The organism is Burkholderia sp. WSM2230 (assembly GCF_000472445.1).
GTDB lineage: Bacteria > Pseudomonadota > Gammaproteobacteria > Burkholderiales > Burkholderiaceae > Paraburkholderia.
Genome location: NZ_AXAJ01000007.1, coordinates 34,574 through 58,775, shown reverse-complemented (window position 1 = coordinate 58,775; position 24,202 = coordinate 34,574). Strand labels below are relative to the sequence as shown.

Sequence of the window (24,202 nt, the reverse complement as noted above, 5' to 3'; positions counted from 1 at the left end):
AGCCTCGCCCATTAGGTAAAGACCACCCTCGGGCAATCCCTACAAAGAAAAAACTAACATTACATTCAACTTTCATCTATAAAGGCGAGACATGCGGTGAACAGCCTTGTCTCGCCGCATGCCCTCCGCCCGCCGGCCTTGCCGACGGGCTTTTTTTTGAGTCCGTTGAATGAGTCGGACGCACTCCTTCATTTCGCTTTCATATCAGGAAAGTCGTCAGCAAACATCGGGTTTCTTTCGCTTGACTTACTTGATATATCACATACTGTATCGATTCGACCACCGACTCCAGGACGCATCAAAGACGTCCAAAGGTCGTTGCGAAGCGTCATTGCTTCGCAATCACAAGACAAGGCATCTCAAAGGAGACAGTGATGGAAACGGATCGTCAGGAAGGAGCGTCGTGGGCAGCGTCACCGTGGGTGCAACTCGTATTCGGCGTCATCTGCATGGCAATGATCGCCAACATGCAGTACGGCTGGACCTTGTTCGTCAATCCCATCAACGAAAAATACCAATGGGGCCGCGCGGCAATTCAGGTCGCGTTCACCATCTTCGTCGTGACCGAAACGTGGCTCGTGCCCGTTGAAGGTTATCTCGTCGACAAGTACGGGCCGCGGCCGGTGGTGGTAGGCGGCGGCCTGTTGTGCGCGCTTGCGTGGGTGCTCAACTCGGTCGCGTCGTCGCTGCCTTTGCTTTACATTGCGGCGGCCATCGGCGGCGTGGGCGCGGGCGCGGTCTACGGCACGTGCGTCGGCAACGCGCTCAAGTGGTTCCCCACCCGTCGCGGTCTCGCAGCGGGAATCACGGCAGCCGGCTTCGGCGCGGGTTCCGCGGCCACCGTCATTCCGATTTCGAACATGATCAAGAGCAGCGGCTACGAAGCGACCTTCCTGTGGTTCGGCCTTGGCCAGGGGCTGATTGTATTCGTGCTCGGGCTCGCGCTGCTCGCGCCGCCGGCCAGTCTGCTCGCCACCGCAAAGAGCGCCGTGCGTCGCGTCGTGTACAACGCGACGCCGCGCGAAGTGGTGAGCTCGCCAGTGTTCTGGGTGATGTACCTCATGTTCGTGATGATGGCCGCAGGCGGTCTGATGGCGACCGCGCAACTCGGGCCGATCGCCAAGGACTTCGGCCTGCACGAATCGCCCGTTTCGCTGCTCGGCCTCACCTTGCCGGCGCTCACCTTCGCATTGACGATCGACCGCGTGCTGAACGGTCTGACGCGGCCGTTCTTCGGCTGGATCTCGGATCGTATCGGCCGCGAAAACACCATGTTCCTCGCCTTCGCGGTTGAAGCGATCGGCATTCTGGCGCTGTCGAAATACGGCCATAGTCCGGTGGCGTTCGTCGTGCTGACCGGCATCGTGTTCTTCGCATGGGGCGAAATCTACAGCCTGTTTCCGGCTACCTGTGGCGATACGTATGGGCCAAAATTCGCGGCCACCAATGCCGGTCTGCTGTACACGGCAAAAGGCACGGCCGCTCTGCTCGTACCGTTCACGAGCGTCATCACGGCGGCAACCGGCAACTGGCATGCGGTCTTCATGCTTGCGTCGGGTATGGCGGCCCTGGCCGCGCTGCTCGCGCTCTTCGTGCTCAAGCCGATGCGCCGCGCGCATGCCGCGCGTCACGCGAGCCCGGCAAGCGACAGCGCTTATGGCGGCACGATGATCAGCGAATCGGCGCGCATTTCCGTCGACGGCGGTTGACGGAGTCCAGCCAACGGGCAGCAGCGCCGCAGGTCGGCGACTGCGCGCCCGCCGCTACGTCCTTCTGCGCGCCGTGGCTTCGCGGCTCGGCGCGCGGGCGGACAGCACCGTAAGCCAATCGCTAACATATTGAAAACCAATTAAATAAACGCGCCGAAATGTCGATAACAAGTGCAACCGCTTCTCCATCGCGGTTGGACTTCACATGCAGAGCTCATACAATCCCTGGCTGGTTGCCATGTCGTTTTTCGTGGCGACACTCGCGTCGTACACGGCACTCGATCTGACAGGCCGTATCTTCGTGCTGGCGTTGCCGCGCTTGCGGCACATCTGGCGTATGGGCGGCGCAGCGGCACTAGGCATCGGCATCTGGTCGATGCATTTCGTGGCCATGCTCGCGTTTTCCCTGCCGATTCCGCTCGGCTACGATTTCGCGGACACAGCGTATTCGCTCGCGCTCGCCATCGGCGCTTCATATCTGGCGCTCTGTCTGACCACGCACGCACAGCTCACGGCGGCGCGCCTTGTCGCGGGCGGCACATTCATGGGCCTCGGCATTGCGGGCATGCACTACAGCGGCATGGCCGCGTTGCGCATGTCGCCTGGCATCAGCTATCGACCGGTGTGGTTCGCGGCCTCGCTCGCGATTGCGATCGGCGCCGCCACTGCCGCGCTGTGGATGGCGCGCGCGCTCAGTAACGACGACGCACGGCATGTGCTGCAAAAGCGCTTGGGCGCGGCGCTCGTGATGGCCGTCGCGATCAGCGGCATGCATTACGCGGCCATGGCCGCCGCCGAGTTCGCACCCGGCGCGATCTGCGGCGCGGCGGCCGGCGTGAATGCCGCGTGGCTCGCCACATCTGTGATCCTTTTCACGCTGGCGATACTGATCGTCACGCTGCTGCTGTCGCGTTTCGACGCGCGCACCAGCTTCCTCGTCGGCGCAGTGTCGAAGCTCAACGGGCAGATCGTGCGTCTCGCCACGCTCGACACGCTGACCGGACTGCCGAACCGCGCCACGCTGACCGAGCGCATCGAGCGCGCCATTCATGCGGCGCGCCGCCAGCGGTCGCTCTTCGCGGTGCTGTTCATGGACATCGACGGCTTCAAGACGATCAACGATTCGCTCGGTCATTCGGCCGGCGATCAGGTGCTCTTTGCATTTGCGCAGCGTCTGCTGATCTGCGTGCGCGCCGGCGATACCGTGGCGCGCCTCGGTGGCGATGAATTCGTGGTGCTCTCAGAGCAGCTCGCATCACGCAAGGACGCGGCAGCGCTCGCGGAAGGCGTGCTCGAACGCATGCGGCGCGACACATGGGCCGATTCACAACCGCTGCAGGTCATGCCGAGCATAGGCATCGCACTGTTTCCGGAAGACGGCGATACGGTCGAGACGCTGCTCAAGCACGCGGACGCCGCGATGTACGAAGCGAAGCGCGCAGGCCGCAGCACCTACCGCTTTTTCGAGCGACGCATGAACGAAGCGGCGATGCGCACGCTGCAGATCCAGAACGCTTTGCGCGAGGCGCTTGCCAAGCGTCTTTTCACGCTGCATTTCCAGCCAAAATTCCACGGCAGAAGCGAGTCGCTCGCGGGCGCCGAGGCGCTGATCCGTTTGCATCATCCGCAACTGGGCACGCTTGCGCCGCTCGAGTTCATTCCAATTGCCGAGCGTTCAGGACAGATCGTGCAGATCGGCTACTGGGTATTGCGCGAGGCGTGCCGGCAGATTCGTCGCTGGACTGCGCAAGGTCTGCCGACGATCAAGGTGGCGATCAATCTCTCGCCGCGCCAGCTATTGCAGGCCGATCTCGTGCCGACCATGCTCGGTATCGTGAAAGCGGAGGGCGTCAGGTCCGAACAGATCATGTTCGAGATTACCGAAACAGTGGCCATGCAGGACGCGCCCAGAACGATCGAGATGCTGCGCGAATTCCAGGCAAGCGGCTTTGAAATTGCCATCGACGATTTCGGCACCGGCTATTCGAGCCTCGCCTATCTGCAACGATTTCGCGTGAAGCAACTGAAGATAGACCGCTTCTTCACCAACGGTCTGGACGCGCACGGAGCGGAAGGCAGCGCGATCGTTTCCGCGATCATCGCGCTCGCGCACTCGCTGGAAATGGATGTGGTGGCCGAAGGCGTGGAAACCGAATCGCAGCTTCATATGCTGAAGGCCATGCGGTGCGACGAGATGCAAGGCTTCCTGCTTGGCAAGCCGCTGACCGCAGAAGCCTTCGGCGATTTGCTGCGAGGACAGACCATGACCGCAGACGCCTGCTGATGTTCGCGCAGGTGCAGCGACACGATGCAGAAGCATCGTGTCGCGTCCGGTTGGGTTGGGCACGTGTGAGTGCGGCGCAATCATGCAAACGTTGTCGCGCGGTCGTCGGGTTGGACAATAAACAATAAAAGCTGCACAGGTGGTGGAGACTTCATGAAATTCGACGTAGCAACGTTTACCTCGTTGTGGCTGATCACGTTTCTGTGCTGCGCACTGATCGCCACGGTACTCGCACGGATGTTCGCGCAAGTCAGCGCATTCCGCCTGTGGGCGACCGCTTTCTATCTGGTCGCAGCGGCCTCCGCATGCTTTGCGTTGCATCTGACATGGCAGACCGACGTCCTTCTCTTCGCAACCGCGACACTCGCACTGCAAAGCCGCATACTGATCTGGGTCGGCACGCGTGCATTATTCGGCATCCCAATCAACTGGCGCAACGCGGTCATCGTTATGTGCCTGTTTTGCGTCATGTACGGCGGTGCGCTGCTATTGAAGCTTCCCATGCTCGCGCGCGCCGTGCTGCTCGCGCTGTTCTTCGCACCCTACCGCGCAGCCACACTCTATGAAGTGTGCCGCCGACGTCGTCCTCACCTTGGCCTTGCGCGCACCATCGCCGTGATCGGCGCCGGCATCGCGACGCTCAGTGCGATCGTGCCGCTCACGCTGGTGCTGCTCGACCGCGCCAATGTCGCGCTGCTGATCGGCAATCCGCAGACCACGTCCGCGGTTTACGCAGTGGTGTTCGCAGGCGACGTGCTGCTCGCGAGCGGGCTCATCGTGCTGGCATTCAAGCTGATGATTTTCCAACGCGACATGCTAGCGACGCTCGACCGCAGCGCGAGAGAACGGCTCGCCCTAACGTGGAAAACGCGGGCTGCCGCGGGACCCGCAGCGGCTCGCGACGCTCTGCCGGGCCACGACGAGCCCGCACAACGCAGGTCGCTAACGGGCGTGATATGAGCCGCATGCGGCCGCGCTCGCCGTTGCTTCCGGTCGCCGACGCCGGAATCGCCGCTCGCCGCCGGCCGCTTCGCTCATCGCTCAGGCGCTCTCCAACGCAGCAAGTCGCTGTACTAACGTTTCGCTTGCGCGTGTCATCGGCAGACGAAGTTCGTCGCGTATGAGTCCCTGCTGTGCGAGCCATGCTTTGACCGGCGCTGGATTCGGTTCCGCAAACAACGCGTGGATCAGCGGGACAAGCGTGTGAAAAATGCGCCGCCCTTCGTCGAGCGCGCCGGCCGCAAGCGCGCGATAAAGCGCCACGAACTCTTCCGTGCGCACGTGCGCAGAGGCCGCAATCGCTCCGCTGCCGCCAAGGCAAAGTGTGTTGAACATCTGCACGTCCTCGCCTGCCAGCACCTGCAAGCGGCCGTCGCGAATGAGCGCGAGCGTGGTGTCGAGCGAACCGGAGCAATCCTTCACCGCCTCTATCCGCGGATGCGCGGCGAGCGTGAGCAGCGTGTCGAGCTCGAGCCGCACGCCGGTTCGATGCGGAATGTCGTATAGCACGACGGGCTTTTCGCTGGCATCCGCAAGCGCCATGAAATGACTGAAGATGCCCGCTTGCGACGGCCTGACGTAATATGGCGCGGCCATCAGCACGCCGGCGATGGGCAGCGCATTCAGTTGCTCGATGCGCGCGAGCATGCTGCCGGTGTGATTGCCCGATACGCCGACGATCACTGGCAACGCCGGCTTGGGCTGTGCACTTGCGTTGCTCCCCGCCTGCGCCGCTTCGAGGATGGTCGCGACCACGGCGTCCTGTTCCGAAGCATCGAGCGCGGCCGGCTCGCCCGTCGTACCTAGCGCGACAATGCCGGCGACACCTGCGTCGGCATAGCGGCGCACGAACGCGCGCAACGCGGCATGATCGACCGCGCCGTCGGCGAAAGGCGTGATGAGCGGAATCCAGATTCCCGAAAAAATAGACATGTCTTTCCTCTTACGTCGATGAGCGACCGTATCGATTCCGGCAGAGTGCGAAGGGGAAAGACAGGAAGGACCGCCGAGGCGCGTGACCCGCTATTCCGTCGCATCTGACGGAACAGCGTGCTCCGGTCAGATGAGCGGCTGTTTTTTGGCTTTGGCGCCGAACTCCGGCTGGCATTGCCCGACGAGGTGCTGCGCGCTCGCGAGCGAACCGCGCGCGCGTGCAGCCGCGACGTCTGCGAAAACAGAACAAGGCGTGATTGACGAGCGGAGTCGGAGAAGGGGGCCGTAAAGCATGAAGCGCAGTGTAACCGCGCCCCGCACGGATTGGCAAAGCGCATCCCGAAATTGCTTGACTTCTGACGCAGCCGAACTAATATACGCACCGCGTATATTCCGCGCATATATTCCGACAGGTACCTCCATGAGCGTCCCCCAACAAGCCTTTCTCCGCGACGCCATGCGGCGCCTGAACATGACGCGCGATACGTTCGCGGGCCGCATCGGCGTGTCCCGGCGGGCGCTTGATACATGGCTGCTGCCCGACGACTCGCAGGAATCCCGCGCCATGCCGGAGATCGTCGAGCGATTTGTGTCCGAAATCGTCGTGCACGGCGAACCGGGCGAAAAGTATACGCAAAGCGTAGACTCGCAATCTCTCGCGAGCCAGATGCTGTGGGAAGGCAAGCCGCAGTTGCTGTCGGTCGACCAGTTCTCGCGCGACTCGGTAGAGGCGCTCTTTCGCGTCGCGGACATCATGCAGCCCATCGCGCGGCGCCGCAAAATCTCGCGAGTGCTGGAAGGCGCGGTGCTCGGCAATCTGTTTTTCGAGGCAAGCACGCGCACTCGCGTGAGCTTCGGGGCGGCGTTCTGCCGGCTCGGCGGTTCCGTGTGCGACACCACGGGCTTCACGTTTTCGTCGATGGCCAAGGGCGAGTCGATCTACGACACGAGCCGCGTAATGAGCGGCTACGTGGACGCGCTGGTGATCCGCCATCCGGAGCAAGGCTCGGTGGCCGAATTCGCGCGCGCCACCAACGTGCCCGTGATCAACGGCGGCGATGGCCCCGGCGAGCATCCGAGCCAGGCCCTGCTCGACCTGTACACCATTCAGCGCGAGTTCTCGCGGCTCGGCAAGATTGTCGACGGCGCGCACATCGCGCTGGTCGGCGATCTGAAATACGGGCGCACGGTGCACTCGCTCGTCAAGCTGCTGGCGCTTTATCGCGGCATCAAGTTCACGCTGATCTCGCCGCCCATGCTCGAAATGCCGGGCTACATCATCGAGCAGATTTCGCGCAACGGGCATGTGATCGAACAGACTCACGACCTGCCGAGCGGGCTGCGCGGCGCCGACGTGGTGTACGCCACGCGCATCCAGAAAGAGCGCTTTACCGACGAATCATTCGAAGGCTACACGCCCGACTTCCAGATCAATCAGGCGCTGGTGGACAGCGTGTGCGGCAGCGATACGCTGATCATGCACCCGCTGCCGCGCGACAGCCGGCCAGGCGCCAACGATCTGAGCGTGGACCTCAATCACGATTCGCGGCTCGCCATTTTCCGGCAGACCGATAACGGCATTCCCGTGCGGATGGCGATATTCGCGGTGCTGCTCGGCGTCGAAAAACTGGTTCAGCATTCGATGCGCGACGCGGCTTGGCGCCCGCCCGCGTATCTGGGTCCGGACGACGCGGTGTTTCATGGCATCGACTGAAGCTCCCGGAATTTAATTCGCTTCCCGAAATAAAAACCGGCAGCGCCTAAGTTATCGCGCTGCCGCCGTTGCGCCTGAAGCCGTTCGAAAAGAACTGCACCTGATACCGCACTGCATTGGCCCAGTAATTCCACGTATGACCGCCGGGCCGCTCCGCATAACGATGCGGCACACCTAGCTCGACGAGCCGCGCATGCAGCATCCGGTTCGAATGCACGAGCGAATCGTTCATGCCGCAGTCGATCATCAGCGCAATATGCGCGCTCGCAAAGCTGCGCGCATGTTCGACCAGCGCTTCGCTGTTCCAGAAATCCGCATGCATGGCGGGATCGCCGAACACCTGATCGATACCCGGCTCGTCCTCGCAGCCGCGCGGGTCCACTGCGCCGCTCATGCTTCCGGCCGCGCCGAATTCGTCGGGCCTTTCCAGTGCGATATGCAGCGCGCCGAATCCGCCCATGCTCAGGCCGGTAATCGCGCGTGCTTCTTTCGTGGCAATCGTACGGAAATGCATGTCGACGTAGGCGACGACTTCGGTGCCGACATAGGTGGCGTAACGGCTGCGTGTATCGACAGGACTGTCGATGTACCAGCTTTCGCGGCCGCCGTCGGGCATCACGAGAATCACGCCGTAGCGGTCCGCGAGTTTGCCGATTGGCGAGTTGGTGGTCCAGTCGGTGTAGTTTCCCCCAGAACCATGCAGCAGGTAGACAACCGGAAAGCGCTCTGCCGCCTTGCCGCGCGCATAGCGGTCGGGCAACACGACCGTCGCTTCAGGCGACTTGCGCATGGCCGCGCTCGGGATCGTTACCACGCGGGACTGGAACGCCCATGCGGGAGCGGCGACAAGCAACATCACGATCAGCCAGCCAAAACGTGCGGCACTCATCTTCGTCGCTCTCCCTTTCCATGTGTGCGGGAAACACAGTCGTAGCAGCGGCAATATGCGCAACTACATACGGGGCGGCAAATTCCAGCGACGACTCTAGCAACGGCGACTTACAACCAAATTTCAGCGAACCCTACTATCAGGCTGATTCAATGCGGAACGCATGCGTTCGAACATGCGTCCGCGGCACGACTACTGCACAACTATTTGACGTGCACGCTGAGACCTTCGCGGCCCGGCGCGATGTCGTCCTTTAGCGTGAGTTCGGGAATCCGGTAGTCGCCGCCGTTCTGCGGACGGAACGGTATGGGCGCCGTGTTCCACAGATTGTCGAGGCGCTCGCCGAGCGCGTCGCGCACCTGCGCGTATTTCTCTTCGTCGATGCGGCTCGTGCGATACACGACGAACGGCGGCAGCACGTCGAAGCCGGGGTAATACAGTATGCCGTGCTGGATTGGGAACAACACATCGTCGATCGGACCGTTGATTCCACGTGGACTGTAATGCGACTCCCAGCCGCCCGTGGTGACCACCAGCATCGCGCGTTTGCCGGCGAGCGTGCCTTCGCCGTAGCGGTCGCCCCAGCGGGCATCGGAATGCTCGCCCACGCCGTACGCAAAACCATAGGCGTAGACGCGCTCCACCCAGCCTTTCATGATCGCGGGCATCGAAAACCACCACAGCGGAAATTGCAGAATGACCGCATCGGCCCATTTGAGCTTTGCCTGTTCGGCCGCGATGTCGGGACTTTGCAGTCCGTTTTCGAGCGCATGCTTCGACGCACGCGAAGGATCAAAGCGCTCCCCCGTTGCGGGCGCTAGGCTGTCGCGCACATCGAGCGCGGCCTTCCATTTCATTGCATAGAGGTCGGAAACCTGCACAGTGTGCCCCGCCTTCTGCAGGCGCTTGACGGAGAAATCCTTCAGCGATCCATTCAACGACCGCGGTTCAGGATGAGCATAAACAATCAGAACGTTCATTTTGGCTTGCCTTGGTTGATGCGGGTTCATGTGGAGTGAACACACGATAGGCCCAGCCGCGGTATATTGGAAATGAATTGCTGAAATGACAGGTATTGCCGTGAATAATCTCCGCAAGCTCGACCTGAACCTGCTCGTCACACTCGACGTACTGCTCGCGGAACTCAACGTGACGCGCGCTGCGGAACGCCTGAATTTCTCACAGCCGTCCGTGAGCGTGCATCTCGCCAAACTGCGCGACGTGCTCGGCGATCCTCTGCTGCTGCCCGGGCCGCGTGGCATGCGCGCAACCGCGCGTGCCGAAGCATTACGCGAGCCGCTGCGGCAGGCGCTCGAAGCATTGGAGCAAGCCGTGGCGCCCGCGCGGGTTTTCGATCCCGCAGAGGCCGCGCAGACGTGGCGCATAGCGGCGACGGACTACGCGGAGTCGACGATCATTCTTCCGGTCCTGCATAAGCTGCGCGCGGCCGCGCCCGGCACGCGGCTCGCAATAGTCGAAGCCGCGCCGCCGCGCATCGCGAAGCAGGCGGAACGAGGCGAGATCGACCTCGCCTTTCATACGAGCGAAGGCGCGCCTGCAGGCCTGCGTCGGCGGGTGTTGTTTGCAGAGCGCTATGTGCTGGCGGGCCGCGCGGATCATCCGCGCTTGAAACGGCGCCCCGCGTTGGCACAGTTCTCGAAGTTCGAGCATGTGATCGTGTCGCCGGACGGTGGCGGCTTTGCGGGCGCAACCGACCAGGTCCTCGCCCAAGCCGGTCTGTCGCGCCGCGTCGTGCTGTCCGTTCCGCACTTTCTCTTCATGATCTCTGCGCTTGCCAGCACCGACCTCGTGGCGATGGTGCCCGCGCGGCTCGTGCGCAACAACCCCGCGCTACGCGTGGTCGAGCCGCCCGTCGAGATTCCCGGCTACGAGATGGCCATGCTGTGGCATGAGCGCTCGCATCGCGATCCGGCGCATCAGTGGTTGCGCGCGCAGATCGCGGATTCGGTGTGAGGCGTCATGCCCGGTGGATCTAACGGCCGGTCTCAGTGCCCGCATCAGCGCCTGCATCAGCGCCTGCATCAGCGCCTGCATCAGCGCCTGCATCAGCGCCTGCATGAGCGTCATGCCTGAGCGTCAGCGCGGCCGATGGCATCCAGTTGTGCAAGGATTTCGCCGCTCAGTTGGAGGCTCGCCGCCGCCAGGTTCTCGCGCAAGTGCCCGACCGACGACGTCCCCGGGATCAGCAGAATATTGGGCGCGCGCTGCAGCAGCCAGGCGAGCGCCACTTGCATCGGTGTCGCCCCGATGGTTCGGGCAATGTCCGTGAGTGCCGACGACTGGATCGGCGTAAAGCCGCCAAGCGGGAAAAAAGGCACATAGGCAATGCCCTTGCCCGCCAGTTCGTCGATCAGCGTGTCGTCGGCACGGTGCACGAGGTTGTAATGGTTCTGCACGCAGACAATGTTCGCGATGCGCTGCGCCTCGGCAATCTGCGTGCGCGTCGCATTGCTCAGGCCGATGTGGCGAATCAAGCCGCGCTGCTGAAGCTCGGCAAGCGCGGTGACCTGCTTTTCGATTGAGCCTTCGCTAGGCGCGTGCACGTCGCCCATCAGCCGCATGTTGACCACCTCGAGCGTGTCGAGGCCGAGGTTGCGCAGATTGTCATGCACGCCGCGCTCGAGATCCTCCGGCTCCTGCGCCGGCAGCCACGCGCCGTCGCTGGAGCGCACGGCGCCTAGCTTGGTGACGAGCACGAGATCGGCGGGATACGGATGCAGCGCCTCGCGAATCAGCTGGTTGGTAACGTGCGGGCCATAAAAGTCGCTCGTGTCGATGTGGTTGACGCCTTGGGCTACCGCTTCGCGCAGCACGGCAAGCGCGGCTTCGCGGTCCTTCGGCGGACCGAACACGCCCGGCCCCGCGAGTTGCATTGCGCCGTAGCCCATGCGCCAAACTGGGTGGCCGGCGAGAGGAAATGTGTCTGTGGTGTGCGGATTCGGCATGTTGCTCTCCTTCCTGGTAATCGAAGGCCAGTATGGCCGGGATTGCACCGTTTGATAAAGCGGGCTAACGTGCACGGGTTGTTCAATTCGGCGAACAGTCACGACGGCTATGGAATTAAACGACCTCACGGCTTTCATCTCCGTTGCACGCGCGGGCGGCTTTCGCGACGCGGCGCGCAGCAGCGGCGTTTCAGCGTCGAGCTTGAGCGTCGCGGTGCGCCGGCTGGAAACGAGGCTCGGTTTGCGCCTCCTGAACCGGACCACGCGCAGCGTCGCGCCAACCGAAGCGGGCCTGCGTCTGCTGGAAAAGCTGACTCCGCTCTTCAGCGAAATGGAAGCGGCGCTCGACGTGCTCAACGTGTTCCGCGAGCAGCCGAGTGGGACGCTCAAGCTCAACGTACCCGCGAGTGCCGCACGCATCGTGCTGCCTGGTATCGTCGCGCCGTTTCTGCAAGCATATCCCGACATTCGCGTCGAAGTGCTCGTCGAGGACGGCTTTGTCGACGTGCTTTCAATCGGCTGCGACGCCGGTATCCGTTACGACGAACGGCTCGAGCAGGACATGATCGCCGTGCCGATCGGCCCGCGCGTGCAGCGCTTCGCAACGGCCGCCGCGCCCGGCTATCTCGACATTCGCGGACGCCCGCAGCATCCGCGCGAACTGCTTGCGCATGCGTGCCTGCGCGGTCAGTTTGCCGGCGGGGCGATGCCGACCTGGTACTTCGAGCGCGACGGCGAAGTGGTGCAACTGAATCCGTCGGGGCCTCTGCTCGTGCGGCCCGGTGCTGCGATGGATCTGCTCGTCAGCGCGGCCGTCGCGGGTGTGGGCGTGATTCATCTGTTCGAAGACATGCTTCGCCCGCATCTCGACAGCGGCGCCCTGGAACCGATCCTGCAACCATGGTGGCAACGCTTTTCGGGGCCTTTTCTCTATTATCCCGGGCACCGTCACGTGCCCGCGCCGCTGCGCGCGTTCGTCGATTTTCTGAAGGAGCGCAACGGATGACCTCGCGGCCTGCAAATTCGACGCCACGCCGTCGATTTGCGGTGATAATGGGTTGCCGTTTTATGGCCACGCGCACAATTCCGAAACTTTATCCACCGCGCCACTATGAATGACACACGCGTAAGCCCGCTGCGCAACTTCGCCGATTTTGTTCGCGCCGAGCGGGTTCAATTGACAGAGCAATGGATGAATGCGGTTTTTGGCGACGTCGACCTCGTGGAAGCCGACAAGCTCACCTATCAGCAGCTTGCCGACCATCTTCCGGACATTCTCGAGGGCTTATGCGCGGCGCTCGATGTCGAAGACCTGGAACGCGTCGAACCCGCCATCGAACGCGATGCGCGCAAGCACGGCATGGTGCGCTGGCGCCAGGGCTACCGTATCGAAGAACTCGTGCGCGAGCTGGATCTTTTCCACCAGGTTCTCGCCGATGCGCTCGATACCTACGCAGCGCGCGACAACGCGTTCACGCGCCGCCACGAAAGACGCGCGCGCCGCATGATCGCGGAAACGCTGAGCGTGGTTACGCTCACGTCGATCAGGGAAGTGGTCAGCGAACGCGACCGCAAGATCGACGAATACACTGGCCGGCTAGAGCGCGCCAATCATGAGTTGAAGCTGAAGCAGCGGCTTGTCGGCGAATTGTACGAGTCGCGCATGCACATCACGCGCAGCGTGGTTCACGATCTACGTAATTTTCTGAATGCGTTTTCGATGGCGCTGCAACTCATTGCTCGCGCGCCCGCGAAGGCCGACACCGCGCTGATGCTCGCGAACCGGCAGGCGGAAGACATGAAGGCGCTTGTCGAACAGATGGTCGAGTACTCGGTGATACTCGGCGACGGCGCGCCGCTCACGCTCGAACAGGTCGATCTCCGTGAGCTCTATGAGGAGCTCGTGGCGTCGTCGCGGCCGTCCATCGAGGCCAAGGGCTTGACGTTGCACAGCGCGTTCGATCCTGCGCTTTCCACGGTGACGTCGAACCGTTTGAAGCTCAAGCAGATCGCTGTGAATCTGCTTTCGAACGCGATCAAGTACACGCAATCCGGGCAGGTCGACCTGCATTTCGCGATGGCCGGTCCGGAGCATTTCTCGATCCGCGTGTCGGATACCGGCGTGGGCATCGCGGCTGCCGACGCCGACCGCGTATTCGACGAATTCGAGCGCGCTGCCGACGAGGACATTCCCGGCACCGGGCTCGGACTCGCCATCGTAAAGGAACTGTGCCGAGTGTTGTGCGGACACATCGACTTCGCGTCGCGCGAAGGTGTGGGCACCACGTTCACGATCCGTTTTCCGTTGACGCTCACTGTAGAGCCGTCGTAGCCGCGCGGTGAGCGCATGAGCGTGGTGCGCGGTGCGTTGAGCGTTGAGCCGCCCGCTATTGTGCCGATCCGCTGAGACTCAGGCGCGGGCATTCGTTCATCGCGCCGCGCATGCCGCCCTTGTTCGCAAGGCCGCGCATCACCACGTCCGACGACGTACCGTCGCGGCGCGCCAGTTCCGCCAGGTCGAGCAAGGCGGCGTAGCGCGCGGCGCAATTCGTCGCTCCAACCATCGCGCGAAGTTCGCGAGACACGTCGGCGTGGGCGGCGAAGCGCTGCACGGCGATTGCCAACGCAGCCGCCACGATGATTGTTACCCATACGCCTGCCTTGCGAGTGCCGGTTCCGTCCGATGCGCTCGCTGAACGCTGTTGCGGCATCGCAAGCGGTTGGGGGTTCTGCTTCGCGCGGTGGTGCTGAAAAGATTGCGCGGTGTCGAAGCGGCTGGCCTGGGCGGCACGGCTGAAGCCACTGCCGCGACTGCCTCGATTGCCGCGGCAGGTGCAAATGAAGCGCATTCTGGATCGCATGATCTTGCTGATCAGGACCAGTGCGCGGGCACATACAGATTGCCGACCCAGTGTCCGGGCACCCACACCGCCGGACGCGGCGCCGGCGCGACATAGACGCGGCGCGGCGCCACGTAGACGACGGGCGGCGGCGCATACACCACGGGCGGCGCGACGTAAGCAACGGGTTTCGGCGTCACGACGACCGTCGGCGCGGGTGGCGGCGGAACGTACACCACCGGCTTGGGCGCCACCACAACAGCAGGCGCAGGAGGACGCGGCGGCGGAACGTACACCACCGGCTCGGGCGCCACCACAACAGCAGGCGCGGGCGGAGGCACATACACCGCAGGCTTCGGCGCTACGACGACGGTCGTGCCGCCTGTCGCCACCACGCGGTGCTGACCACCGTTCCGCTGGAGGTCACCGTATTGCCGTGCGTACCGGTCACGCTGCTGGACGTGGTCACCACTCCTGGCGCGACGCGCGTCGCGGTACCCGAGTGCTCGACGGGGTCGCCATCAGCGCCCGTCACCGTGCCCGAGCGCGAGCACGAAGCACCGGCGCAATTCGTCGACGCGGAATGATCGACGGTATTGCCGTTAGCGCGCGTCACCGATCCCGACGACGAGTACAGCCCCGCGCTCGTCTTCGTCACTTCGCCGGAGGTGCTGGCGGTTTTGCCGTCAGGTCCTGTGAGCGTGCCAGTGTGCGAGCAGGTGCCGCCGGCGCAACCGGTGTCGCCCGCGTGCTGCACCGAATTTCCGTAGCGGCCGGTCGCCGTTCCCGAGTTCGAGAACTGGCCGGGCGCATTGCGCGTGATCGTGCCGGTGTTCGTCGCGAGGCCGCCGTAAGGACCGACGACGCCTCCTGCATGCGAACAACTGCCGCCGCCACATGAACCGGCGTGGCCTTCGTTATAGACGCCGCGCGAGGTGTAAGCGGTGCCGTGCTGCGACCACGCGAATGCGGACGCGCTGCCGAATGCGAGCATCGCGGCGCCCACGCTCAGAACCAGCTTGCGCAGCGCGCGGCGCGCGCCGAACGAGGTGACGGCCGCGGCTTGCGCGCCGGTGGCCGGGCCTATGAACGAATGAGTTTTCACGGTATGTCCTTTCGATTCGGGCCACTTCGTGCGACTGCTGCTGCGCTGTGTGGCGATGAACGGACTATAGAAGGACGCCCAGTAACAATCGTCAGCGAAGATATGTCGCGCTGTTTCACCGCGAAAGACGCCCACCGGACAAGGCTTTGCGAGCGCTTGTCAGGCGCCGTGAAATAACCCGACATAGTTTGTTGCGGGAGAACGCTCGGAGTGCGCATCGCAGAGCGAGCGAAGCGTTTGGCATCACAGCTACGGAAAACTGCGGCGGAATTCTGTTGACAAGGCGTGCGGCAAAACGGCACACTCGATTCATGTTGACGCACACCTCCATCGCCGTAGCGATTAATCACCCGAAGCGAGCCCTTATCGGCTGGCCTATGGGAGCATGTGCGCGTTAGCAGTCTGAGTCTGTAAAACAAGACCCCCAAGGCCCCGCCGGTAACGGAAGGGGCCTTTTGTTTTGTGGGCGCCTCCGTCAGCCGGCTCGATAACGGAGAGCATGATGGATCAGGCAAGCCCGCAGTGCATGGACGACGACGCACATCTTTTTGCGCATCAGCAAAACGAGCGTCTACCGAAGGTGGTGGTGCATTTCCAGGTCGCGCCTGGCGCGACGCTGACCTGGCGCGTCGAGGCGGACAGCACGCTCGCGGTGCAGGGCGCGCGTCTTTGGCTCACGCGCATCAGCTCGCCTTACGATCACTGGCTCGTGCCGGGTCAAACGTTCAGCCTGCAGCGCGGCGAACGCATCTGGTTGAGCACTGATGGCGAGCACATCGCACATGTCTCGCTGACTTATCTGTTGCCCGTGCAAGGCTTCTTCAGGCGTTGCTTGAACCGGCTCGCCTGCCTGAGCCTCGGACCACCCTCGCCGCGTTGACAGCCATGAGCCGCTGGGCATGTGGGCATGTATGGGGCACCCTGCTTGCATGCCGAGCGAGCCTGCGAAAGAGCGACGGCGCGATGGCCCGCAATACCATCGCGCCGAGCCCGAACCCTGTTCTACTGAACCGCGCCTTGCGCAGCATCTTGCGGCGTAATCTGCACGGCCGCAGCAGAAACGAATACCGCGTGGATCGTGTCGCCTACCTTCACACCGCTCAGGTCGACTTGCGGGCCCGCTTCGAGCGTCTGCGTCTGATACGCGCCGCGCAGCGTCACGAGGCGCCGCTTGCGGTCGATCTTCTGCACAGTGGCAAGCACTTCGATCTGCCGCGCCGATTCGAAGCCGCCCGAGGCCGGCGCGTACGTCTGCGTATCGACACGTTCGCGAATGCCCTTGCTCTTACCCGTCACCCGTTCCGCCTTCACCAGCAGTGCGTTTTTATAGAGGGCATCGACATGGTCGCCCACCTTCAGTTGATCGAAACCGGCAACTTGCTGGCCCACAAGCACGATCACGACGTTGCCGTTCGCGCCCTTCAACGTGAGCGCGCGGCTTCCCGGATCGATGCCCACAATCGTCGCCTTGATATGCACCGGCTCCACCCCGCTGACGACGCCTTGCGCGGCGCTTGCCAGCGAATCTTGCGCCCATGCGGGCTGGACCGTGGCGAGCATCGCAGCCGCCAATGCTGCTCCAATCGTCGCTGCCTTCATTTACGCTCTCCTCGATGAGTCGCCGTGTATCAGTGCAAATTCGCATCACGACGAATGTGCACTTATTCAGGACGCTTGAATAAAGGTAAGGCGCTTAATTCTACATGTCTTACGAGGCGCACCGATCTGGCGGATCGTCACATGCGGATTGGTTGGGCTTCCCGCTTCGTGTCGGGCGGAGTGCAAAAAACAAACAGCCTCTTCGCGGAGCGAAGAGGCTGTTGGTAGTTGTGTTGTATTTCGCCATACGCAGATGCGTCCAAACGCATCTGCGTCAAGCGATTACACGCGTTCGATGGCGATCGCGATGCCCTGTCCCACTCCAATGCACATCGTGCACAGCGCAAAGCGCCCTTGCGTGCGTTGCAATTGATACATCGCCGTGGTCACGAGCCGCGCGCCGCTCATGCCGAGCGGATGACCCAAAGCGATGGCGCCGCCGTTCGGGTTCACGCGTGCGTCGTCATCGGCCACGCCGAGCGTGCGCAGCACCGCGATGCCTTGCGAGGCGAACGCCTCGTTCAGCTCGATCACGTCGAACTGATCGATGCTCATGTTCAGGCGCGCCAGCAGCTTTTGCGTGGCGGGCGCCGGACCGATGCCCATCACGCGCGGCGCGACGCCCGCGGTTGCAATGCCCAGCACGCGAGCACGCGGCGTGAGGCCGAAGCGCTTCGCGGTCTCTTCGTTGGCGAGCAGGAGCGCCGCCGCGCCGTCGTTCACGCCCGACGCGTTGCCCGCGGTCACCGTGCCGTCGGGGCGCACCACGCCCTTGAGTTTCGCGAGTGTCTCGAGGCTCGTTTCGCGCGGATGCTCGTCTTGCGACACGGTAATCGGATCGCCCTTCTTCTGCGCAATCGTCACGCCGACGATTTCCTGCGCGAGCGTGCCGTCCTTCTGCGCGCGGGCCGCTTTCTGCTGGCTGCGCAGCGCAAACGCGTCCTGATCGGCACGGCTGATGTTGTAGTCGGTCGCCACGTTCTCGCCGGTCTCGGGCATAGAGTCGACGCCGTACATCTGCTTCATCAACGGATTGACGAAGCGCCAGCCAATCGTGGTGTCGAAAATGTCGGCCTGGCGCGAGAATGCGCTGGCTGCTTTGCCCATCACGAACGGCGCGCGGCTCATGCTTTCCACGCCGCCCGCCACCATCAACGCAGCCTCGCCCGACTTGATGGCGCGCGCGGCGATGCCGACTGCGTCCATGCCCGAACCGCACAGACGGTTCACCGTCGAGCCCGGCACTGCTTGCGGCAAGCCGGCCAGCAGCAGCGACATGCGCGCGACGTTGCGGTTATCTTCGCCCGCCTGATTCGCGCAGCCGTAGATCACGTCGTCGACGGCGTTCCAGTCGACGTTCTGGTTGCGCTCCATCAGCGCCTTGAGCGGCACCGCGCCCAGGTCGTCGGCGCGAACCGACGACAGCGAGCCTGCATAGCGGCCGATGGGGGTGCGAATCGCGTCGCACAGGAATGCTTCGGTCATGTGATGTCTCCAGTGATGTGCTGCGTGCGCCGCGCCGTCTGCACGAATGCGCGCGGCATGGCCCGCGGCGGACGGCTGGGTCGTGCATCGGCCAGACGGGCTTGACGAGGGATTGCCTCGCGCGAATTCAGCTTAGCGCAGGACGGCAAACGATGCTTCCGTGCCACCTCGCGTTTTGTTCTACATACGAACAATAGGTCATATATCGAACAACAAGGCTCGATAATAGGCGTGTGGCGGAAACGCTGTCAAGCGCCCGCCCGGGCATATCGGGGAATATCAGGGAATACGCGAAAGACGGCGGCAGCGCCGCAAAGCGTCCGACGAAAGAGGCGCTCGCGCCGCGCACCCTGTCCGCCAGGGTCGCGACACGAGGCTGGTGGGAGTTTCAGCGTGTCTGGATGCCTTCGTCGGCGATATAGCCGCGAATCACGTCGGCGAAATTTTCGTCGCCGCGCAGGCCGAGCTGCTCGGCGCGCGACGTGTCCCAGCGGCCAGGCCAACTGCCGACAATCTTTTCCACGCGCGCATCCGGCTGCCACAAAATTCGTTTCGCGACTTCGTCTCCGGCCACTTCGCGCAGCGCCGCGACCATTTCGTCGACGCTGACTGAAATGCCCGGCAGGTTCAGCACGCGCTGGTTGCCAAGCGCGGCGGCGTCGAGTTCGAGTCCGGCGATCAGGCACTCGATCGCTTTACGCGGTGACAGCAGCCACAGGCGCGTCGCGCCGTCGACGGGACACACGGCCTCTTCGCCGTTCAGCGGCTCGCGGATAATGCCGCTCGCAAACGACGAAGCCGCTGCATTCGGCCGGCCCGGCCGCACGCTGATGGTGGGCAGGCGCAGCACGCGTCCGTCGACGAAACCGCGCCGCGAGTAATCGTTGAGCAGCAGTTCGGCAATCGCCTTTTGCGCGCCGTACGACGACTGCGGATTGAGCGCCGTATCGTTCTGCACCACCTCGGGCAGGTTGCCGCCATACACCGCGACCGAGCTCGTGAACACGACGCGCGGCCGGTGTCCGCGTTGCCGGCAAACATCCAGTAACAGGCGCGAGGCGTCCAGATTGATGCGCATGCCGAGATCGAAGTCCGCCTCGGCCTGGCCGCTGACAATCGCAGCAAGATGAAAGATGGCCGCTGTGTCGTCCTCGATCACGCGCTCGAGCACGCTGCGCTCAGCGATATCGCCCACCTCTGTCCGCACGCGGCTGTCACCGAAATCGTGTGCCTGCACGACGTCGAGCAGCACGAGCTGCGTGAGTGCTTGCGACGCGCCTTGCGCATCTTTCAGCGAACCGCGCGCGAGCAGTTCGCGTGCAAGGCGCTGGCCGAGAAATCCCGCGCCGCCGGTAATCAGTACTTTCATGATTCGGTTATGCCCTCGTGTTGGTCGTTTGCTGTCAGGCGGCGTTCAGATACGGCTTGAGCCAGCCGAGTCCCGCGGAAGTCGCGGCGCGCGGCCGGTACTCACAGCCGATATAGCCGTCGTAGCCGAGCGAGTCGATCACCTCGAACAGATACGGATAATTGATTTCGCCCGTGTCCGGCTCATGCCGCTCGGGCACGCCCGCAATCTGAATGTGGCCGATACGCGCGCAATCGCGCCTGAGCTTCATTGCCAGATCGCCTTCGACAATCTGGCAGTGGTAACAGTCGAACTGCACCTTGAGATTCGGCGCGCCGACTTCCGCACAAATGGCCTGCGCTTCATCCTGGCGGTTCAGAAAAAAACCCGGCATGTCGCGTGTATTGATAGGCTCGATCACAATCGTGATGCCCTCGGCTTGCGCGGCTTGCGCGGCATGCGCGAGGTTGCGCAGATAAACCTCGCGATGCCGCTCGCGTGACTGGTCCGCAGCGATCAGACCCGCCATGACATGCAGATTGCGGTTGCCGATCACTCGGGCGTAGTAAAGCGCCGTGTCGATGCTGCGGCGGAACTCGTCTTCGCGCCCCGGCAACGTCGCGATGCCGCGCTCGCCGCTGGCCCAGTCGCCCGGCGGCGCGTTGAAAAGCGCTTGCGTCAGACCGTTCGCGTCGAGCCGCGCCTTGATTTCTTCGGCGCGGAAATCATAGGGAAACAGGAACTCGACCGCCTTGAAGCCGTCCTTCGCGGCGGCAGCAAAGCGGTCCAGGAAAGCGTGCTCGTTATACATCATCGAGAGATTCGCAGCGAAGCGAGGCATGGCGGCAACTCCTTTGAAGCGATGTCCGGTGCGCGGCAAGCAGAGCCGTGACAGCAATGCGTGAGCCGCGCGCCAGGTGATTAACGGTTGACCAGTTTCGCCGGCGTGAGCCACGTGGCAAGCGCGCCGATCACCAGCATGCCGGCCAGCACATACATGCCGGTCTGCGTACTATGCGTGAGATCCTTGAGATAGCCGATCATGTAAGGGCTCGCGAATCCCGCGAGATTGCCGATCGAGTTGATGATCGCGATGCCGGCCGCCGCGGTCGCGCCCGACATGAACGCGGTCGGCAGCGACCAGAAGAGCGGCGCGCAGGTCAGCACGCCGGCTGCGGCAAGCGAGAGAAACGCAATCGACACCACCGTGTTGCTCGCAAACGATGCCGCCACCGTGAAGCCCACCGCGCCGAACAGCGCCGGCACGATCAGATGCCAGCGGCGTTCGCGGCGCTTGTCGGCGCTATGACCCAGCACATTCATCACGACGATCGCGCAGATGAACGGAATGGCGCTCAGCAAGCCGATGTTGAATGCGCCGCTCACGCCTGTCGATTTGATGAGCGTCGGCATCCAGAACGTGAGCCCGTATTGACCGGTCACGAACGCAAAGTAGATCAGCGACATCCACCATGTGCGCGGATCGCGGAACACCGCGCGCAGCGAATGCGCGTTGGCCTTTTCTTTTGGCTGCGATGCGGCGATTTCATCGTTGAGCAAGCGCTTTTCCGGTTCGCTCAACCATTTCGCGCTCGCAATGCCGTTGTCGAGATACAGGATCGTTGCGATGCCGATAGCGACCGCCGGAACTGCTTCGATCAGGAACATCCACTGCCAGCCCGCGAGACCCGAGCTGTTGTGGAACGCCTGCATGATCCAGCCCGAGAGCGGATTGCCGAAAATGCCCGACACCGGAATCGCCGACATGAACACCGCAATGATCTTCGCGCGCCGATGCGACGGAAACCAGTAAGTCAGATACAGAATCACACCCGGATAAAAACCCGCTTCGGCGAGACCGAGCAGAAAGCGCAGGATATAGAACTGCGCCGGCGTCTTGACGAATACGAACAGCGCCGACATCACGCCCCACGTAATCATGATCCGCGCGATCCAGATACGCGCTCCGATCTTGTGCATCAGGATATTGCTTGGCAGTTCGAACAGAAAATAGCCGATGAAGAACACGCCCGCGCCAAGACCAAATACCGTTTCGCTGAACGCCAGATCCTGCGACATCTGCAACTTGGCGAAGCCCACGTTCACGCGGTCCAGATAAGCGACCACGTAGCACAACATCAGGAAAGGCACGATGCGCCAGAACACTTTTTTGTAGGTACGCTCGACTTCCGCGGCGCCGGGTTGTCCCATGGCCGCCGCAATCGGCTGGCCCGATACGGCCTGATACGAACTCATGCAATGTCTCCTTGAATGGAAGGGTGATGCGTCGCCTGCGGCGATCTAGGTTTGTGCGGCTCGGATGTACTCAGCTACCAGCGTGCGCCGAACACGCTCCGTAGCTCTTCAAGCGCGGCTTCGTCGAGCGGTGCGGGCCGTGGATTCGTCATGAGCCATAAACGCGCGGTTTCCTCGAGTTCTTCGAGCGCATACGACGCATGGGCGACCGACCGCTCCCACACCACCGGACCAAGGCGTTCGAGCAGCACGGCGCGCACGCTGTCGGCCAAAGCCTCGATTTGCGCGGCGACTTGCGGATCGCCAGGCCGGCTGTAACGAATCAGCGGGACGTGGCCCACTTTCATCACGTAGTACGGCGTGATGGGCGGCAGTACGTCACGCTCGCTCCAGACGCCCGCGAGCGTCAGCGCAACCAGATGCGTCGAATGCGTATGGACGATGCCGCGCGCCTGCCCGTTGCGGGCATAGATGCCGCGGTGCAGTGCCAACGTTTTCGACGGCTTGCCGCCCGACACCGTATTGCCGTTGAAATCGACCTTGGCGATGTCCGCGGGATCGAGCCGGCCGAGGCAGGCGTCGGTCGGCGTGATGAGCCAGCCGTCGTCCAGCCGCGCGCTGATGTTGCCTGCGCTGCCCACCGTATAGCCGCGCTCATAAAGACTCGCGCCGGTCACACAGATTTCCTCGCGCACGCGCGCTTCGTCGGTCACACGGACGGCTGGAGCGCTTGTCTTTGCGCCTTCTATTGCATTAGTCATTGGGCGCCTCCGTTCAGATGGCGCAGCGCCTTTTCGAAGAAGTCAGTCGTGCCGAAGTTGCCCGACTTGAGCGCTAGCGCGAGCGGTTGCGTGCCCGTCGTCGCTGTCGCCGGCACGCCGGGATCGATCTGCGCGCCGATGCGCAAGCTGCGCACGTTCAGCGCCTGCACCACTGCCCCCGACGTCTCCCCGCCCGCCACCACGAACTTGCGCACACCGCGCTCATGCAGACCACGCGCAATGGAAGCCAACGTGGCTTCGACCAGATGCCCTGCCCGATCGACGCCGAGTTCGCTTTGCACCGTCTTCACTTCGTCGGGCGTGGCGGTGGCGTAGATCAGCATCGGCTCGCCTTTGTCGAGATACCTCTGCGCGAATGCGAGCGCCTGTTCGACTACCGCTTCGCCGCGCGCCGCCGCGAGCGGATCGATGCGGAACGCAGGTCGCGTTTCGCGCCACGCCGCCACTTGCGCATTCGTCGCTTTCGACGCGCTGCCCGCGAGCACCGCCGACAAGCCTTCGACGCGCGGCAGTTGCGCGGCATTGTCATGTGATTGAAGCACGCCCGCGCGCCGAAAGTTGGCCGGCAAACCGAGCGCAATACCCGAGCCGCCTGTAATCAGCGTGAGGTCGGCGCATGCTTCGCCGAGCACGTACAGGTCCCCGTCGGAGACTGCATCTGCGATGGCCATGCGAACGCCGTCGTTGCGCAGAGCGTCGAACGATTCGCGCACTGCGTTGATGCCTTTGGCCACCGCGTCATAACGCACGAGCCCGACTTTCGATTGCGTCTGACGCTGCAGCACGCGCACGAGGTTCGCGTCGCGCATCGGCGTGAGCGGATGGCTTTCCATGCCGGACTCGTTGAGCAATGCATCGCCGACGAACAGATGCCCGCGGAAAATCGTGCGGCCGTTCTCTGGAAACGCCGGGCATGCAATCGTGAACGCACTTGCCTCGTTGCCGTCGGCAAGCGCGTCGAGCAGTGCATCCGTCACCGGGCCGATATTGCCCGCGTCGGTGGAGTCGAAAGTGGAACAGTATTTGAAAACGAACTGGCGGCACCCTTGCGCGCGCAACCAGTCGAGCGCGGCCAGCGATTGGGCGACCGCGTCGGCGGCGGGAATGGTGCGCGACTTCAGCGCGACGACGATTGCGTCGGCTTCGATCCCCTCGCCCTGCTCGGGCACGCCGATAGTCTGCACGGTGCGCATGCCGCCGCGCACGAGCATGTTCGCGAGGTCGGTCGCGCCTGTGAAGTCGTCGGCGATGCAGCCCAGCAGCGCGCGTTGTGTCGTAGCCGTCATGGCGGCG

At 63.2% G+C, this 24,202-nt stretch carries 20 protein-coding genes and 1 pseudogene; 8 read left to right on the top strand and 13 right to left on the bottom strand.

Features of this window, described 5'->3' with window-relative positions; genetic code table 11:
• Positions 1 to 374: 374 nt before the first annotated feature.
• The 3 genes from oxlT to A3AC_RS0115405 all read left to right on the top strand — a co-directional run bounded on the left by oxlT (position 375) and on the right by A3AC_RS0115405 (position 4,953).
• Positions 375 to 1,709, top strand: a complete 1,335-nt coding sequence (gene oxlT / locus A3AC_RS0115415) for an oxalate/formate MFS antiporter (RefSeq protein ID WP_025599889.1) — start codon at positions 375 to 377, stop codon at positions 1,707 to 1,709.
• 205 nt (positions 1,710 to 1,914) lie between these two features.
• Complete coding sequence (locus tag A3AC_RS0115410) at positions 1,915 to 3,993, top strand: putative bifunctional diguanylate cyclase/phosphodiesterase (protein WP_025599887.1); 2,079 nt, start codon at positions 1,915 to 1,917, stop codon at positions 3,991 to 3,993.
• Between the two features lie 153 nt (positions 3,994 to 4,146).
• A complete protein-coding gene (locus A3AC_RS0115405) occupies positions 4,147 to 4,953 on the top strand; it encodes a hypothetical protein (RefSeq protein WP_025599886.1) in 807 nt (268 codons plus the stop codon).
• 81 nt (positions 4,954 to 5,034) lie between these two features.
• Here A3AC_RS0115405 and dapA read toward each other — a convergent pair whose 3' ends face one another.
• A complete protein-coding gene (gene dapA / locus A3AC_RS0115400) occupies positions 5,035 to 5,925 on the bottom strand; it encodes a 4-hydroxy-tetrahydrodipicolinate synthase (protein WP_025599884.1) in 891 nt (296 codons plus the stop codon).
• Between the two features lie 421 nt (positions 5,926 to 6,346).
• On the opposite strand from dapA, the gene A3AC_RS0115390 reads away from it, so the two are divergent.
• A complete protein-coding gene (locus tag A3AC_RS0115390) occupies positions 6,347 to 7,639 on the top strand; it encodes an aspartate carbamoyltransferase (protein WP_013341603.1) in 1,293 nt (430 codons plus the stop codon).
• A gap of 46 nt (positions 7,640 to 7,685) precedes the next feature.
• On the opposite strand, the gene A3AC_RS0115385 is transcribed toward A3AC_RS0115390, so the two are convergent.
• Positions 7,686 to 8,528 (bottom strand): alpha/beta hydrolase, encoded by an 843-nt coding sequence (locus A3AC_RS0115385; protein WP_025599882.1) that lies wholly within the window; start codon positions 8,526 to 8,528, stop codon positions 7,686 to 7,688.
• 203 nt (positions 8,529 to 8,731) lie between these two features.
• Positions 8,732 to 9,508, bottom strand: coding sequence for an NAD(P)H-dependent oxidoreductase (locus tag A3AC_RS0115380; RefSeq protein ID WP_025599881.1), 777 nt, complete (start codon positions 9,506 to 9,508; stop codon positions 8,732 to 8,734).
• 85 nt (positions 9,509 to 9,593) lie between these two features.
• Here A3AC_RS0115380 and A3AC_RS0115375 point away from each other — a divergent pair, with 85 nt between their 5' ends.
• Positions 9,594 to 10,502 carry a LysR family transcriptional regulator gene (locus A3AC_RS0115375; protein WP_025599879.1) on the top strand — a complete coding sequence of 303 codons (909 nt, stop codon included), beginning with the start codon at positions 9,594 to 9,596 and terminating at the stop codon, positions 10,500 to 10,502.
• 110 nt (positions 10,503 to 10,612) lie between these two features.
• Here the strand turns inward: A3AC_RS0115375 and A3AC_RS0115370 are convergent, their stop codons facing one another.
• Positions 10,613 to 11,494: an aldo/keto reductase family oxidoreductase gene (locus A3AC_RS0115370; protein WP_025599878.1), complete on the bottom strand. Its 882-nt coding sequence runs from the start codon at positions 11,492 to 11,494 to the stop codon at positions 10,613 to 10,615.
• 109 nt (positions 11,495 to 11,603) lie between these two features.
• Here A3AC_RS0115370 and A3AC_RS0115365 point away from each other — a divergent pair, with 109 nt between their 5' ends.
• Together A3AC_RS0115365 and A3AC_RS0115360 are read left to right on the top strand one after the other, a co-directional pair.
• Positions 11,604 to 12,500 (top strand): LysR family transcriptional regulator, encoded by an 897-nt coding sequence (locus A3AC_RS0115365; RefSeq protein ID WP_025599876.1) that lies wholly within the window; start codon positions 11,604 to 11,606, stop codon positions 12,498 to 12,500.
• Positions 12,501 to 12,605: 105 nt separating this feature from the next.
• Positions 12,606 to 13,826 (top strand): sensor histidine kinase, encoded by a 1,221-nt coding sequence (locus tag A3AC_RS0115360; RefSeq protein WP_025599875.1) that lies wholly within the window; start codon positions 12,606 to 12,608, stop codon positions 13,824 to 13,826.
• A 55-nt stretch (positions 13,827 to 13,881) separates the two neighbouring features.
• Here A3AC_RS0115360 and A3AC_RS0115355 read toward each other — a convergent pair whose 3' ends face one another.
• Entirely contained in the window at positions 13,882 to 14,355 is a 474-nt protein-coding gene (locus A3AC_RS0115355; protein WP_025599874.1) for a hypothetical protein, read from the bottom strand.
• Positions 14,356 to 14,366: 11 nt separating this feature from the next.
• Positions 14,367 to 15,439: pseudogene (locus tag A3AC_RS29245) on the bottom strand (hypothetical protein).
• A 502-nt stretch (positions 15,440 to 15,941) separates the two neighbouring features.
• Here A3AC_RS29245 and A3AC_RS0115345 point away from each other — a divergent pair.
• Positions 15,942 to 16,319: a DUF2917 domain-containing protein gene (locus tag A3AC_RS0115345; RefSeq protein WP_025599872.1), complete on the top strand. Its 378-nt coding sequence runs from the start codon at positions 15,942 to 15,944 to the stop codon at positions 16,317 to 16,319.
• 122 nt (positions 16,320 to 16,441) lie between these two features.
• On the opposite strand, the gene A3AC_RS0115340 is transcribed toward A3AC_RS0115345, so the two are convergent.
• The 7 genes from A3AC_RS0115340 to otnK form a co-directional block, all read right to left on the bottom strand.
• Entirely contained in the window at positions 16,442 to 17,038 is a 597-nt protein-coding gene (locus tag A3AC_RS0115340) for a hypothetical protein (RefSeq protein ID WP_025599871.1), read from the bottom strand.
• A gap of 282 nt (positions 17,039 to 17,320) precedes the next feature.
• Entirely contained in the window at positions 17,321 to 18,523 is a 1,203-nt protein-coding gene (gene pcaF, locus A3AC_RS0115335; protein WP_025599870.1) for a 3-oxoadipyl-CoA thiolase, read from the bottom strand.
• Positions 18,524 to 18,911: 388 nt separating this feature from the next.
• Positions 18,912 to 19,892, bottom strand: a complete 981-nt coding sequence (gene denD / locus A3AC_RS0115330) for a D-erythronate dehydrogenase (protein WP_025599869.1) — start codon at positions 19,890 to 19,892, stop codon at positions 18,912 to 18,914.
• 34 nt (positions 19,893 to 19,926) lie between these two features.
• A complete protein-coding gene (gene otnI / locus A3AC_RS0115325) occupies positions 19,927 to 20,712 on the bottom strand; it encodes a 2-oxo-tetronate isomerase (protein ID WP_025599868.1) in 786 nt (261 codons plus the stop codon).
• 80 nt (positions 20,713 to 20,792) lie between these two features.
• A complete protein-coding gene (locus tag A3AC_RS0115320; protein WP_025599867.1) occupies positions 20,793 to 22,127 on the bottom strand; it encodes an MFS transporter in 1,335 nt (444 codons plus the stop codon).
• Between the two features lie 74 nt (positions 22,128 to 22,201).
• The gene (gene otnC / locus A3AC_RS0115315; protein WP_025599866.1) at positions 22,202 to 22,888 is read right to left on the bottom strand and encodes a 3-oxo-tetronate 4-phosphate decarboxylase; all 687 of its coding nucleotides are present in this window, start codon (positions 22,886 to 22,888) and stop codon (positions 22,202 to 22,204) included.
• Complete coding sequence (gene otnK / locus A3AC_RS0115310; RefSeq protein ID WP_025599864.1) at positions 22,885 to 24,195, bottom strand: 3-oxo-tetronate kinase; 1,311 nt, start codon at positions 24,193 to 24,195, stop codon at positions 22,885 to 22,887. Before otnK ends, otnC begins: the two co-directional genes overlap by 4 nt.
• Positions 24,196 to 24,202 lie beyond the last annotated feature (7 nt).